Raw genomic sequence first — 13,989 nt, 5'->3', positions numbered from 1 at the left:
GTGCGGACGGCGCCCGCGCCGCGCGAGACGGACGGCCCCCGCCCCCGGACACGTCCCGGGGACGAGGGCCGTACGCGTGCCCGCCGTCGTGTGGCTACGAGGCCGTTCGGGGCGGTACGCGCAGCCGGACCGGGATGTCCGGCACCCAGTACGGGCCGTCGGTGGCCAGGGTCAGGGACGCCGTCCAGTCGCCGGGCCGGGTCAGCCGGCGCGGGTCGAGGGTCACCGTGAACGTCGCGGTCCGCCCAGGCCGGAGCGTCAGGCGGTGCGGGTTGCCGGTCAGCCAGGGGACGTCCGTCTCGGTACGGTCGTATCCGGGCAGGACGTCGACGGTGGACACGGGGACGGGGAACCGGGGTTCGCCGCTGCCGCCCACCCGGTACAGGCCGGGTGCGCCGCCGCCCCGGTAGACGGCGGCCGGGGCGTCCGGCAGCCGCTGCCAGGCGTCCGTCCCGGGGTCGTAGGCGTAGCCCTCCGCGGTCAGCACCCGGTTGGGGCCGACCCGCTTGAACCCGCCGGAGACGAGGAGCCGCCCGTTGGCGGTGGCGTACGCGCCGGTGGCCAGGCCGGCCGGCATGGCGGCGATGGGCTGCCAGCTGTCCGAGGCCGGGTCGTAGACGTAGCCGGCGCCGGTCTCCACGTACTCGTGGACGCCGCCCGCGCAGTACAGCCTGCCGTCCACGGCACCGCAGTTGGCCCAGCTGATGGTCTGCGGGTAGGCGGCGGCCCGGGACCAGGACCGCGCGCCCGGGTCGTAGGCGTACACGGAGTCCGAGCAGTCGGTGTTCGTGCAGCCGCCGACGACGTAGAGCCGCCCGTCGGGCACGGCGCCCGCCGCGCCGTAGTGCCCCTCGGGGATGTCCGGGCCCTTCGACCAGCGGCCGGTGTCCGCGTCGAAGACCTGGGTGGTCCGGCTGACGGTCTCCTGGGGGCCCCAGCCGCCCACGGTGTACAGGCGGCTCCCGACGAACCCGTGCGCGGTGGCCTGCCGTGGCTCGGGCGCGGCCGGGCCCTGCTTCCAGGCGCGGCCGGCGGGGTCGTACACGTACAGGTCGGCGGTGGGTTCCCGGCCGTCGGAGCCGAGGGCGGAGTAGAGCCTGCCCCGGTAGGTGCCGACCGCGTTGTCCATCACGGGGACGGGCAGGCCGGGCAGCGCGTGCCAGGCGGTGCCCGGGGCCGGGGAGCCCGGGGCGGTGCCGGTGCGCTCGCCGACGCGGAGCCGGATCGGCGCGGTGCCGGTGTTCCGTACCGTCACCTTCCGCACCACGGTGGCCCGTCGGGAGGTGGCGTCGATCCGCCCCGGACGGACCGTCAGCCGGCCCGCCTTGAGGACGAACGAGGCCGCGGTGACGCGGTCGGCGGGTACCTGGACGGTGCGGGTGGCCGTGGTGTACGACGGTTTGGCCGCCGTCGCCGTGGTGGGCCGGCCGGAGCCGGGCACGAACAGCCGGTAGGCGCCGTCGCCGAGGCGCGGGTCACCGGTCGTGGCGACCGTCGGCGCGGCCGACCCGTCCGCCGGGCCGGTGTGCACGACGGCTCCGATCAGCCCCTTCCCGGTGTTGGCGTCGGTGACGGTCCCGGTGAGGACGCCGCCGGGCACGGGCGTGGCGACCCGTTCGGTGACCGTGACGTCGTCCACCGCCCAGAACAGGCCGGGCCCGGTGAAGTGGAACCGCACCCGTACCGCGCGCTCGCCGGCGTAGGCGGTGAGCGGGATCTCCACCCGGCCGCTCGTCCACAGCTGGTCCTGGTGCCACACCGTGGTCCAGGTCCGGCCGTCGTCGGAGCTGACCTGCACCTCGCCCTGCTGCTCGGCGGAGCCCTCGTAGTCGGTGTCGAAGCCCAGCGCCGGGTCCCCGGCGCGGCCGAAGTCGTAGGCGGGGCTGGTCAGTGAGGTGTCCAGGGGGCTCCCGGCGTGGTCGGCGTCGGCGACGGCGAAGCCGCCGGAACCGCCGGTGGTGTTGCCCCGGCCGCCGGGGTCGTCGAACGTCCAGCCAGGCGCGCCGGTCACGCTCCAGCCGGCGGGCGGCCCGGAGGTGCCGTCGAACGTCTCGCCGCCGACGGTGTCCGCCTTCACGGTGTACGCCGGGTCGTCCTCGGCCCAGGTGTCCACGGGCAGGGCCAGGCCCACGGTGAGGTCCTCGGTGCCGACCGTCACCCGGCGTTCCAGCGACTGGTAGGAGCTGTCGTCGCCGACCACGCGCAGGGTGTACGTGTGGTCCTCGGGGAGGTCGAGGCGGTAGGCGCCGGTGACCGGGTCGGACCACACCGGGGCGCCCGGCACCCCGGCGACCGTGATCCTCGCGTGCAGTGGCCAGCCGTGCCCCGAGCCGTCGGTGACGGTGCCGGAGATCCGGTGGGTGGCGAGCTTGCGCAGGCCGAGGTCCCCGCTCGCGGTGCCGCCGTCGGTGAGGCGGACGCCCGGCAGGGTGCCCGGCGCGTATCCGTAGGCCGTCACCCGGACGTCGTGGTCACCGGCGGGCAGCGGCAGGGTGTAGCGGCCGCGGGCGTCGGTGGCCGTGCTGTACGGGCCGGCCGTCACCTCGGCCGCCGCGACGCCCGCGCCCGAGCCCGCGTCAGTGACCGTGCCGGTCAGGGTGCCGTGCGGGCCCATGGTGAAGGCCGTCGGGCCGTCGGGGGTGCCGAGGCCCGTGGGGCCGTCGTAGCCCGGACCCGCGGTGCACAGGTAGGCCGGTGCGCAGTGCCCGTTGGCTCCCGAGGTCACGTCGTGCAGTCCCCGGCCGCCGGCGGCGTACGGGTAGACGGCGGGCCGGGAACCCGCCGCCGGGGCGCCCGCGTTCGCGTACACGCCGGCGATGATCGGCGCCGAGGCGCTGGTGCCGCCGGCCACACCCCAGCCGCCGGTGTCGCCGTAGCTGTCGTACACGGCGACGCCGGTGTCCGGGTCGGCCACCGCGGAGACGTCGGCGACGGTACGTCCGGGGCAGCCGGTGTCCCGCTGGAACGCCGGCTTGGGCTCGTACCGGGAGCAGCCGGAGCCCGTTCCACCGCCGTCGTGGTCCCACACCGACTCCGTCCAGCCGCGCGCGGTGTCCGGGTCCCTGGTGAGCGTGGTGCCGCCGACCGCGGTGACGTGCGGGGAGGCCGCCGGGTACGCCACGCCGTACCCGTAGTCGCCGGAGGAGGCGACGACGGCCACGCCCGGGTGGTCGTAGTGGACGTCGGCCGCCGACTCCGCCGGGTCCTCCGGGAAGAAGGTGTAGTTGGAGCCGTAGGAGTTGGAGACGTACTTCGCGCCGAGCGCGACCGCCTGGTCCACGGCCGCGCCCAGGTCCTCGATCGTGGCGCTGTCCGCCTCGACCAGCAGGATCCGGGCCTTGGGCGCCACCGCGGAGACCATGTCGAGGTCGAGGGAGATCTCGGTCGCCCAGCCGGGGTCGGGGTCGGGGCGGCGGGTGCCGCCGCGCTGGTCGGTCTTGGTGAAGCAGCCGTTGGCGGTGGTGCAGGGCGGCAGCCCGTACTGGGCGCGGTAGACGGCGAGGTCGGCCTCGGCGTTCGGGTTGTCGAAGGCGTCGACCACGGCGACGGTGGCGCCGGCGCCGCCGTCCGCGGGGAGGCCGTAGGCACCGCGCAGGTCGGCCGGTCCGTAGCCCTGGGGGCCGGCATCGGCCCCGCGCCGTTTCTGACGACTCGTCAGATCGGTGCGCAGCAGACCGAAGCAGGTGAACTCGTGCGGCCTGGGCGCGCCGCAGAGCGGTCGCACGTGGTCCCGTGCGGTCTGCGTGGCGGGTGCCACGGTGCGGTCCCGTGCGGTCTGCGTGGCGGGCGCCGCGGACCGGTTCGCGGTCTCCGCGCGGGCGGGGGCCGGGGCGGCGAGGACCGTCAGCAGGGCGGTGGCCAGCGCGGCGGCGCGGGCGGTCAGGCGTCTGCGCCGGCGGGGCGCGGTGCCCCGTGGCGTGAGCAAGGGTATGGGCAACTCAACTCCTGTGGCATGGGCGGCGGTTGGACGCGCCGCCCCGCACACGTTAGTTGAGCTGTGAAGAAGTCTCTGTTCCGTGCGGGATCGGGATCTGTACCAGGAGGGAAGTGCCGGCGCCGGGGGGCGAGTCGATGGTGAGGGTGCCGTCGAAGGCGGACACGCGGTCCGCCAGGCCGGTCAGGCCGCTGCCGGCGGTGGCGCCGCCGACACCGCCGACGCCGTCGTCCACCACGTGGATCCGCAGGACGTCCGTGAGGGCGAGGGAGATGTCGATCCGGGACGCCTGGGCGTGTTTGACCGCGTTCGTCACCGCCTCGGCCACCACGAAGTACGCGTTCGACTCCACGGTGGTGGAGAGCCGCCGGGGGTAGTCGGCCCGTACGACGGCGGGAACCGGGCACCGGGCCGCCAGGTCCTCCACGGCCGCCGCCAGGCCCTTCACCGTCAGCACCAGCGGGTAGATGCCCCTGGCCAGTTCCCGCAGTTCGTCGATCGCCGTCTGCGCGTTGTCGATCGACTGGTCCATCAGCTCGGTCACCGGCGTGTCCGTGTCGGAGATCATCTCCCGCGCCAGCCGGAGCCCGATCATCAGGCTCACGAGGCGCTGCTGTGCCCCGTCGTGCAGGTCGCGGGCCGTACGCCGGTGCACCGCCTCGACGCTCTCCACGGTCCGTCGGCGGCTGTCCTGCAACGAGGCCGCCATGGTGTTGAAGGACGCCCCGAGCGCGTCGATCTCCGCCACCTTGCTGGGCGGGATGCGGACGCCGAGGTCGCCGCCCGCCAACCGCCCGGCCGCTGCCGCCGCCCCGCGCACGGGCCGTACGACGGCGCGGTGCTGGAGCACCGTGAAGGCGGCCACCAGCGCGGTCGACGCCGCGATGCCCACGCCGGCCGCGATCACCGCCCGGTGCGCGTTGGCGCCGGCGGCGTCCTCGCGCGCGGCGAGCTGGGCGCGCTCGCCCGCCGTGTACGCGTCGAACCGGGCCCGCAGGGCGTCGACGCGGCGCTTCCCCTCGGCCGTCGCCGCCAGGCCGGACGCGGCGGGGTCGCCCCGCCGGACCGACTCCACCAGCGGGATCGAGTAGTCGTCCAGGAAGGACCGGACGCCCCGCGTGATCTGCTCGGCGGTGCGCCGCTGCGCGGGGGTGGTGGCGGAGCGGGTGAACCGCCGGATCCCGGCGGGCAGCGCCGTGCGCGCCGCCTGCCAGGGCTGGAGGAAGTCCTCGCGTTTCGTGATCACGAAGCCGCGCTGCCCGGTCTCCAGGTCCACGAGCAACTGCTCCATGGTTCCGGCCTCGACGAGAGCCGTGCGGGAGGCGCGGCGCGCCGACGTGGAGTCGTTCGCGTCGTCGATCGCCCACAGCAGGACCACGAACGCGACACCTATCAGCAGGGCCAGCAGAGCGCTCGCCGCGACCGTGAGGCGCGTCAGCCCCAGCCCCCGGCCGCCGTACCACCGTCGTACCGTCATGCTCCGCAATGTAGCCGCACATGACCGGGGGCGTTCGATGAGACGGTGGCGGCGGCACACGTGACGCCGGTGTCAGCGCCGCGGGATCGACACGTGCCTCGGCGTCAGCGGGCCGGGCCGTTCCCGGGGCCGTACGTCACCAGGTGTCCTCGCCCCGCTGCGGCGCCACGCTGTACGCGGTCGCCGACAGCAACCCGGTGATCGTTGCGCCGATGGCCAGGAACACGGCCGCGGTGGCGAGGCGGGCGTCCAGCGCGAGGTCCTTGGTGAACGGCAGCAGGGCCAGCGCCACGGTCACCAGGCCGGCGATCCAGACGAAGAAGGCGCGCGGCCGGGCGACGGTCAGCAGCAGCAGGTGCAGCAGCCCGGTGCCCACGACGGCGCCGGCCGCCGCCCAGGCCGCCAGGTATCCCGTCGTCACATCGCCCCACACGCCCGCCTCGTGCGGCGCGAACAGCGGAACGTCGAGGACACCGCGGACGAACATCGTGGCCACGACCGCGACCAGCGCCGCGACCACCGCCGTGGCGGCGCCGGTGGCCCACAGCCGGCCCGCCGCGACGGACCGCGAGCCGGGCGGCGCCTGGTACCCGGGGCCGCCGCGCGGGCGGTAGGAGGGGGCGTCACCGTAGGGAGCGGAACCGGCCATGGGGAACCACCTTTCACGCGTGGTCGTCACGACGTGACGCCGCGGTCGGCCCGCCGTCACTCGCGCTGACTCCAGCATGCCTCCCCCGCCGCGGATCGGCGCGGCCTGCGCCGGGTCGCACCGCACGGGCAACGCCTCCCGCGCGAGGCACGCCTGACGCGACGACAGATGCCTCTCTCCGGCAGGGAGTCCCGCACCGCGGCCTCGCCGTCCCCGGCCGGCAGGTAGATAGGTTCTAGACCCTCACACCGTGTCAGGCGATCAACTCGGAGACATCATGTTCACCATCGGAGACTTCGCCCGGCACGGCCGCGTCTCGGTCCGGATGCTGCGTCACTACGACGCGACCGGTCTGCTGCGCCCGGCCCATGTCGACCCCGTCAGCGGCTACCGCCACTACACCGCCGCCCAACTCGCCCGCCTCAACCGGATCATCGCGCTCAAGGACCTCGGGTTCTCCCTGAGACAGGTCCGGGACATCGTGGACGAGAAGGCCGACGCCGAGGAACTGCGCGGCATGCTGCGGCTGCGGCGGGCCGAACTGGAGACCGCCGTGGCCGCGGCGGGAGCACGGCTGGTCCAGGTCGAGGCGAGGCTCCGAGCGATCGAGAGCGAGGGGCACATGCCCACGAACGACGTCGTCGTCAAGACCGTCCCCGGCGTCCGGGTGGCCGAACTGACCGCGACCGCCGACAGTTTCTCTCCCGAGGACATCGGCCCGGTCATCGAACCGCTCTACGCCGAGCTGTTCCGGCGCCTCGACTCGGCCGGCATCGCGCCCACGGGCGCCGGTGTCGCCTACTACGAAGACGCCCCGGAGGGCGGCGGCAGGATCACCGTCCACGCCGCCGTCCAGGTCTCCGCCCCCCTCCAGGACGACGGTGCCTTCCGGGTCCTGGACCTGCCGGCCCTGGACCAGGCGGCGACCATCGTGCACCGCGGCTCCCCGGACACCGTGCTGCCCACCGCGCAGGCCCTGACCCACTGGATCGACGCGGGCGGCTACCGGTCGACCGGGTACCCCCGCGAGGTCAACCTGGAGTGCCCCGAGAACCGCGACGACTGGGTGACGGAACTCCAGGCGCCGGTGAGCCGGGCCTGATCACCGGCGGGAGGCGCGGCTCCCGCACGGTTCCCGCCGGCACCGCCACCGCGCGCCAAGTCCGGTGGCGGCCACGCTCCTTGACGGAGGGGCGCTCCATGACGGAGGGGCCGGCGAGGCGGGCCGGTCGGACGCCGTCGGCTATTACGGCGTAATCGCCTGCGGAGGTCCCCGCGCCCGGACGCGGTGGGTCACGGCGGGTGGAAGGATCGGCGACAGGGTCCAGTCCAGGGACGCCCAGGAGAAGGAGACGCCGTTGTCCGGACGTACCGTGCTGATCACAGGAGCGTCGAAGGGGATCGGCCTCGCCACCGCGCACCGGCTCGCCGGCCGGGGACACCGGGTGCTGGGCATCGCCCGCGGTGTCCCGGACGGTGGCTTCCCGGGGGTGCTGCACGCCTGCGACCTCGCCGACGCCGGGGCGACGCGCGAACTGCTGGAGGCGCTCACCCGCGAGGAGCGCGTGGACGCGGTCGTCAACAACGTCGGCATCGTCCTGCCGGAACCGCTCGGCGGGATCACCCTCGACGCGTTGCACGAGGTGTACGACCTGAACGTACGCGCCGCCGTGCAGGTCACCCAGGCGTGCGTCGGCGGGATGCGGGAGCGCGGCTGGGGCCGGATCGTCAACGTGACGAGCCGGGCGCAGCACGGTTCGCGCACCCGGAGCAGTTACGCGGCGGCCAAGAGCGCGCTGGTGGGGCTGACCGGCACGTGGGCGCTGGAGCTTGCGGAGCACGGGGTGACGGTCAACGCGGTCGCCCCGGGACCGGTGGAGACCGGACTCTTCCGCGAGCAGCACCCGGTGGGCGGCGCACAGGAGGCCAGGGTGCTGCGTTCGGTGCCCATGGGCCGCTTCGGCCGCCCGGAGGAGGTCGCCGCGGCCATCGCCTTCCTGCTGGGCGAGGACGCCGGCTTCATCACCGGGCAGGTGCTCGGCGTGGACGGCGGGGGGACGCTTCCCGGCCGGTGAGGCGCGGGGGGGCGGCGCCCCGGACGACCGGCCCGGCCCACAGGGCACTGCGGGACCGAGCCGGTTCCCGTCCGTGTGCGACGGCACCCGGTGGGATGGTTCAGCCGCAGCTGAGGAGGCCGGCGGCGGACTTGGCGGCGAGGATGCGGTGCACGCTGTCCGCGACATCGGCGCGGAACGCGGCGTCGGTCTTCATGCGGGCGCTGACCGCCTGCGCCATCGCCGGTACGGTGGACGCCTTCACGGTGAGGATCATGTTGCCGCCCGCCGCGAGGAAGTTGACGGCCCGCTGGCCCGGGGTGAACGACTTCACGGCGACGGCCTGTCCGAGGTCGTCCGAGATGACGACGCCCTTGAAGCCGAGCTGGGTGCGCAGCAGCTTGCGGATGACCGTCGGCGAGAAGGCCGCGATGTGGTGTGCGTCGATCTTCGTGTAGGTGGCCGAGGACATCATCACCAACGGCGCCCCGGACTTGATGCCGGAGCGGAAGGGGCCGAGGTAGGAGCTGGACGTCGTCGTCACCGAGTCCACGACGTTCGCGGTGGTGTCGGTGTTGCCGGTCACCCGGCCGAGACCGGGGAAGTGCTTGAGCGTCGTCATGACATGGGCCTGCTTGAACCCCTCGGCGAAGGCACCGCTGTGCGAGGCGACGACCTCGGGGGTGTGGCCGAACTCGCGGTTGTAACGGCCGATGGGCGCGTTGCGCGTGCCGAGGCTGGCCGGCACCGTGTCCGCGACGGGGGCGAGGTTGAGGTTCAGCCCGGCGGACTTCAACTGCGTCGCCCAGCCCGCGGCCCGGCTGCGCAGCGTCGACGTCGACCAGGTGCCCTGGGTGAGCGCGGCCGGCATGGTGGAGAACCCGGGGCCGCTCAGCACCTGGACCTGGCCGCCTTCCTGGTCCGTGGAGACCATCAGGCCCACGCGCCGGCCGGACACCGTGTCCGCCTGGCCCCGGAAGCCGTCGACCACCTTGCGCGTCGCCGTGGTGCCGGCGCTGCTGCGCCCGGTCAGCATGACCGAGCCGACGTGGTAGTCACGCAGCGTACGCAGGTCGGTCGCGCTGGGGTGCGCGGCGTTCACCCCGCCCATGAAGAGCTGGCCTATGCGCTGTGCCTGGGTCATACCCGTGTAGACGCGGTCGGCGCAGGTGGTGGCGACGGCCCCTGGACCCGGGCCGGCGACGGCGCGGACCGGCTGGACGGTATGCGCCTGGGCGGCGGGTTCGCCGACGGCGACCGCGGTCAGCAGCATGGTGACGAGCGGGATGCCGGTGCGCAGAGCCGCCGAACGGCCCCTTCCGCGCCGGCGGACACGTGCTGTCATGGATGGCGCTCCTGTCTCGGACGATGGGCGGGCAGGGAATCGGTGGCCCGCTGTTCCTGTACGGCGGGGGCAGACCGCTCCGCCGCGCGCCCCCGCTCCCACACGCTACGCCGCACGGCCGTGAGATGCGCGCCTTGCCTGCCACAACCCCATGAACAGGCCCTCGGAGGCCGCGCTTCCGTCTTGGGGAGGGGGCGCGAGTGCCTCCTGGGAGGGGGCGCGGGTGCCTCTCGGGAGGGGGGCGCAAATCTGTCCCGGCCGGGGCGCGAATCCGCCCTGGGAGGGGCGCGGGTTCCTCCCGGAAGGGGGCGCTGATCCGTTCTGGGAGGGGGCGCTGATTCTGTCCCGGCCGGGGGCGCGGTCCGTCCTGGAAGGGGAGCGCGGGTTCCTCCCCGGAAGGGGCGCGGATCCGGCCCGGCGGGGGTGCGGATCGATCCTGGGGGGCGCGGATCCGCCCAGGCCGGGGACGCGGATCCGTCCTGCAAGGGGAGCACGGGTTCCTCTTGGGAGGGGGCGCGGATCCGTTCCGGGAGGGACGCGAGTTCCTCCCAGGAGAGGGGCGCGAGTTCGTCCCGGACGGTACGCGGATTCGCCCTGGAAGGGGATGCCAATCCGCCCCGCAAGGGGGACGCCAATCTGTCCGGAGAAGGCGCGAGTCCGCCCGCCAAGGGGATCGCGAGTCCGTCCCGGAACGGAGCGCGAGTCCGTCCCCGGGAGAGGGACGCCGATCCGTCACGGTGCGCGACGCAGAGCCATCCCGGTAAGGAACCCCCTGAACCAGCCGTAAGCAGGCGCAAGCAGCCGCAAGCAGGCGCGAACCCTCCCCGGAGGGACGCCTGGCGCAGTCAGGAGGCGGCGTGGAACCGGTCAGGGACCCCTCAAGGGGGACACGCCTACCAGCCGGTCCAAGGGCGCTGAGCCGGCCCGGCCTCATCCGCCGCTCACTGTCCGGGGCACTGCGGTGCGGACTGGTCTAGACCGAAGGAAGTAAGCAAATCGGACATGGATGACTATTGCTTGATATAAAGATCACGTGAAGGCGTGACCGGTCCGGGGGGCACCGCGGCCGCGCCGGTTGTCTGGGATTGGAGCTCCTAAGGAGACGCATGCGGCCCTTCAGAATCGCGGCAACTCGACAGACCCCTGTTTCCGTGCCGCGTCGGCCGGCCCATCCGGAAGGCACCCACGCACACTGGTACGGCCCCCTGTCCGTCTGTGTGGATCTGGTCGGCGCCGCACTGCCGGTGACGGCGGCGATCGTGGAGGTGCACGAGCCCCACCCCCTGCGGCTCGCGGCCGTCGCCGCCCTGCTGTGGCCGCTGATCAGAGTGCTCGGCAAGCGGTACACACCCTCCGCCTGGGGTGACGGCGGCGGCCTGGGAGCCGTCCTGCGGGACTGGCTGCTGCTGGTCGGCGCGCTGGCGACGCTGCGTGTGCTGTGCGGGCTGGAGAGCGTGCCGGCCGAAGCCTTCACCGCGCTGATCCCGGCCCTGGTCCTCACCGCGGCCTGCCACAAGGTGATCCACCGTCACCTCCTGGCCGCCCGCCGCAACGGCCGCGCGCTGCGCCACGTCCTGGTGGTCGGGGAGGGCCCGACGATCGACGCGGTCGTCGGTCAACTGGCCCAGCGCACCGACCACGAGTACGCGATCGTCGGCTGCTGCCCGGTCGGCGAGGACGAGGTGCTCTCCGGTGTCCCCGTGTACGCGCGGCTGCCCCGCGAGGCGCCCGGGATCCCCGGTGAGGACGCCGCCACGGTGCTCGGGGCGGCCGACGAACTCTCCGCCGACCTGGTCTTCGTCGTGACGGGCCCGCACCTGTCGGGCGAGCGGCTGCGCCGGCTGTCCTGGTCGATGCACGACCGGGACTGCCCGATCGTCGTGCTGCCCGGCATCGTCGAGGTCGCCCGCCGGCGGGTCCGGCTCACCTCGGCGTCCGGACTCACCCTGCTGCACATCTCGCCGCCGCTGCGCCGTGGCGTGCCGGCCCTGCTGAAGGCGGCCGTCGACCGCGTGGGCGCGCTGCTGCTGATCGTGCTGTTCTCGCCGCTGCTGCTCCTGCTGGCGCTGGCCGTGCGGCTCGGCTCCCCCGGCCCCGCCCTCTACCGCCAGATCCGGGTCGGGCAGTACAACACGCCGTTCCCCATGTGGAAGTTCCGCACGATGGTGGTCGACGCGGACCGCCTCAAGGACGAGCTGGAGGCGGCGAACGAGAACGACGGCCACATGTTCAAGATGCGCCGCGACCCCCGGGTCACCCCCGTGGGACGCGTCCTGCGCCGCTACTCGCTGGACGAGCTGCCCCAGCTGTTCAACGTCCTCCTCGGCCACATGTCCCTGGTCGGCCCGCGCCCCCCGGTGCCGGAGGAGGTCGTCAAGTACGACCCGGTGGAGATGCGCCGGCTGCACGTCAAGCCGGGGCTGACCGGCCTGTGGCAGGTGAGCGGACGGTCGGACCTGTCCTGGCACGAGACGGTCTCGCTCGATCTGCGCTACGTCGACAACTGGTCCCCCTCCATGGACATGAACGTGATGGCCCGCACCGTACGCGCGGTGCTGAACGGCCAGGGCGCCTACTGAAGTTCGTCCATCCGGGCAGCCCTGCCGCCAACACGCGCCGATCGCTTCGGCGGAACCGGCGGCGGACCGGCAAGGTACCGGGAAGGAACCGGGAGGAACCGGAAGGAACACCGTCATGGCGCAGACCGCAGCCGCTCCGCACCGGCCGCTCGTCGAGCGATCCCTGCGCGGCTTCACCGGCGCCGGTTACGACAAGGGACGCCCCCTGCTCGTCCAGGCCGCCTGGTTCGCCGTCCTGCACCTGGTCTTCGTCAAATGGTGGTGCCCCGACCGCTGGCGCCCGGTGCTGCTGCGCGCCTTCGGCGCCCGGGTCGGACAGCGGGTGCTGATCCGGCACGGGGTGCGGGTGCACTGGCCGTGGAAGCTGGAGGTCGGCGACGACGTGTGGATCGGCGAGGAGGCGTGGATCCTCAACCTCGAACCCGTCACGATCGGCAGCGACTGCTGCGTCTCCCAGGGCGCGTTGCTGTGCACGGGCAGCCATCGCGCCCGTTCCGCCACGTTCGAGTTCGACAACGGCCCCGTCCGGCTGGAGCCGGGCAGCTGGGTCGCGGCCCGTGCCGTCGTCCTGCGCGGTGTCACGGTCGGCCGGGGCGCGGTGGTGGGCGCCGGCGCCGTCGCCCAGCGGGACGTGGCGCCCGGCGAGGTCCTGACGACGAAGGGACGTACGGCATGAGACTGCTCCACGTGGTCACGCTCCTCAGCGACGACGGTGCCTTCGGCGGTCCGCCGAGCGTCGCCGTCGCCCAGGCGCGGGAGCTGGCCGCGCGCGGGCACGACGTCGCGCTGATGTCGCTGTGGCGGGGCGCCGGCCGCGCGCCGGAGCGCGTCGGCACGGTCCGGCTGCGCTCCCGCCCGGCCCGGGCGCTGCTGCCGGGACGGGGTTTCATCGGTCTGCTGCACCCCCTCCTCGTCCGCGATCTGTGGCGGGCCATGGGCGGCGCCGAGGTCGTGCACGTGCACGCGGGGCGCGACCTGGTCTCCCTGTCCGCCCTCGCCGTCGCCGCCCTGCGCCGCGTGCCGTGTGTGGCGCAGACGCACGGCATGGTAGAGCCGCGCACGGCGCTGCCCGTCCGGCTGTTCGACCTGCTGTACCTGCCGTTGCTGCGCCGGGCGCGCGCCTGCTGCGTGCTGACCGAACAGGAACGCGGGCTGGTGGCGCGGGTGCTGGGGCCGGACGGTCCGCCGCTGCGCATCCTGCCCAACGGCATCGAGCCGGGCCCGCCCGAACCGGCGCCGCGCCGGCCGCGCGAGCCGCACGTGCTGTTCCTGGCCCGGCTGCATCCCCGTAAGCGTCCCGAGGCCTTCGTGGAGATGGCCGCGCTGGTCCACGAGGAGGTGCCCGAGGCCCGCTTCACGCTGTACGGCCCGGACGACGGATCGCTGCCCGCGGTGCGCCGGCTCATCGAGGAGGGGCCCGCCGGCGTGGTCCGCTACGGCGGCGCGCTCGACCCCTCCGAGGCGCGCGAGGCGTACCGTACGGCGGCCGTCCATGTGCTGGCGAGCGTGAACGAGCCGTTCGGCATGACGGTCATCGAGGCGCTGGCCGCCGGTACGCCCGTGGTCTGCACGGACACCTGCGGCATCGCCGACGAGCTGGCCCGCCGTGGCGCCGCCCTCGTCACCGACGGCAGCCCCGGGGCCATGGCGGCGGCGGTCCGCCGGCTGCTCGGTGACCCGGAGCTGTGCGCCCGGATGGCGGAAGCCGGCCGCCGCGTGGTCGAGGACGTCTACTCCATCGGCGCCGTGGTGGACCGGCTGGAGGAGATCTACCTGGGCGGCCGCCGTAACGAGCCGGCCGGCCGGGGCGGCACGCACAGCGCGGCGCGCCCGGCCGCCGGCCACCCCCCACAGCGGCCGGCCACGCCCACCCCGCTCAACTGACCCCGGCCCACCGGCCTCACCGCCGCCCGGCAGGCGACCGCCCACGTCCGCTCCCGCGCCGCACGCC

9 protein-coding genes are annotated in these 13,989 nt (G+C 74.3%); 5 read left to right on the top strand and 4 right to left on the bottom strand.

From position 1 onward, the window contains the following. Positions 1-94 precede the first annotated feature (94 nt). From AB0947_RS30425 to AB0947_RS30415, 3 genes are all read right to left on the bottom strand, one after another. Complete coding sequence (locus tag AB0947_RS30425) at positions 95-3,937, bottom strand: kelch repeat-containing protein (RefSeq protein ID WP_366753562.1); 3,843 nt, start codon at positions 3,935-3,937, stop codon at positions 95-97. A 49-nt stretch (positions 3,938-3,986) separates the two neighbouring features. Further along, positions 3,987-5,411, bottom strand: coding sequence for a CHASE3 domain-containing protein (locus tag AB0947_RS30420; RefSeq protein ID WP_366753561.1), 1,425 nt, complete (start codon positions 5,409-5,411; stop codon positions 3,987-3,989). 136 nt (positions 5,412-5,547) lie between these two features. After that, entirely contained in the window at positions 5,548-6,060 is a 513-nt protein-coding gene (locus AB0947_RS30415) for a DUF6069 family protein (RefSeq protein ID WP_366753560.1), read from the bottom strand. 277 nt (positions 6,061-6,337) lie between these two features. Between AB0947_RS30415 and AB0947_RS30410 the strand changes: the two genes are divergently transcribed. Both AB0947_RS30410 and AB0947_RS30405 read left to right on the top strand, forming a co-directional pair. Next, the gene (locus AB0947_RS30410) at positions 6,338-7,162 is read left to right on the top strand and encodes a MerR family transcriptional regulator (RefSeq protein ID WP_366753559.1); all 825 of its coding nucleotides are present in this window, start codon (positions 6,338-6,340) and stop codon (positions 7,160-7,162) included. Positions 7,163-7,418: 256 nt separating this feature from the next. Next, the gene (locus AB0947_RS30405; RefSeq protein WP_366753558.1) at positions 7,419-8,135 is read left to right on the top strand and encodes an SDR family oxidoreductase; all 717 of its coding nucleotides are present in this window, start codon (positions 7,419-7,421) and stop codon (positions 8,133-8,135) included. Between the two features lie 100 nt (positions 8,136-8,235). Here the strand turns inward: AB0947_RS30405 and AB0947_RS30400 are convergent, their stop codons facing one another. Then, the gene (locus AB0947_RS30400; RefSeq protein ID WP_366753557.1) at positions 8,236-9,459 is read right to left on the bottom strand and encodes a glycoside hydrolase family 3 N-terminal domain-containing protein; all 1,224 of its coding nucleotides are present in this window, start codon (positions 9,457-9,459) and stop codon (positions 8,236-8,238) included. Between the two features lie 1,217 nt (positions 9,460-10,676). On the opposite strand from AB0947_RS30400, the gene AB0947_RS30395 reads away from it, so the two are divergent. From AB0947_RS30395 to AB0947_RS30385, 3 genes are all read left to right on the top strand, one after another. After that, positions 10,677-12,038 (top strand): sugar transferase, encoded by a 1,362-nt coding sequence (locus AB0947_RS30395; protein ID WP_366753638.1) that lies wholly within the window; start codon positions 10,677-10,679, stop codon positions 12,036-12,038. A 115-nt stretch (positions 12,039-12,153) separates the two neighbouring features. After that, positions 12,154-12,714: a DapH/DapD/GlmU-related protein gene (locus AB0947_RS30390; protein ID WP_366753556.1), complete on the top strand. Its 561-nt coding sequence runs from the start codon at positions 12,154-12,156 to the stop codon at positions 12,712-12,714. Next, positions 12,711-13,922 carry a glycosyltransferase family 4 protein gene (locus tag AB0947_RS30385; protein ID WP_366753555.1) on the top strand — a complete coding sequence of 404 codons (1,212 nt, stop codon included), beginning with the start codon at positions 12,711-12,713 and terminating at the stop codon, positions 13,920-13,922. Before AB0947_RS30390 ends, AB0947_RS30385 begins: the two co-directional genes overlap by 4 nt. Positions 13,923-13,989 lie beyond the last annotated feature (67 nt).

The sequence above is a fragment of the Streptomyces sp. NPDC047841 genome, from assembly GCF_040704085.1.
Taxonomy (GTDB): Bacteria; Actinomycetota; Actinomycetes; order Streptomycetales; family Streptomycetaceae; genus Streptomyces; species Streptomyces argyrophylli.
The sequence above is the reverse complement of the archived record's forward strand: the minus strand, read 5'-3'. Positions and strand labels throughout refer to the sequence as shown.

Bases quoted from the DNA above. Each gene is read 5' to 3' on its own strand.
- AB0947_RS30390 (WP_366753556.1), top strand. From the start codon at position 12,154: ATGGCGCAGACCGCAGCCGCTCCGCACCGGCCGCTCGTCGAGCGATCC.
- AB0947_RS30415 (WP_366753560.1), bottom strand. From the start codon at position 6,060: ATGGCCGGTTCCGCTCCCTACGGTGACGCCCCCTCCTACCGCCCGCGC.
- AB0947_RS30410 (WP_366753559.1), top strand. From the start codon at position 6,338: ATGTTCACCATCGGAGACTTCGCCCGGCACGGCCGCGTCTCGGTCCGG.
- AB0947_RS30400 (WP_366753557.1), bottom strand. From the start codon at position 9,459: ATGACAGCACGTGTCCGCCGGCGCGGAAGGGGCCGTTCGGCGGCTCTG.
- AB0947_RS30385 (WP_366753555.1), top strand. From the start codon at position 12,711: ATGAGACTGCTCCACGTGGTCACGCTCCTCAGCGACGACGGTGCCTTC.
- AB0947_RS30420 (WP_366753561.1), bottom strand. From the start codon at position 5,411: ATGACGGTACGACGGTGGTACGGCGGCCGGGGGCTGGGGCTGACGCGC.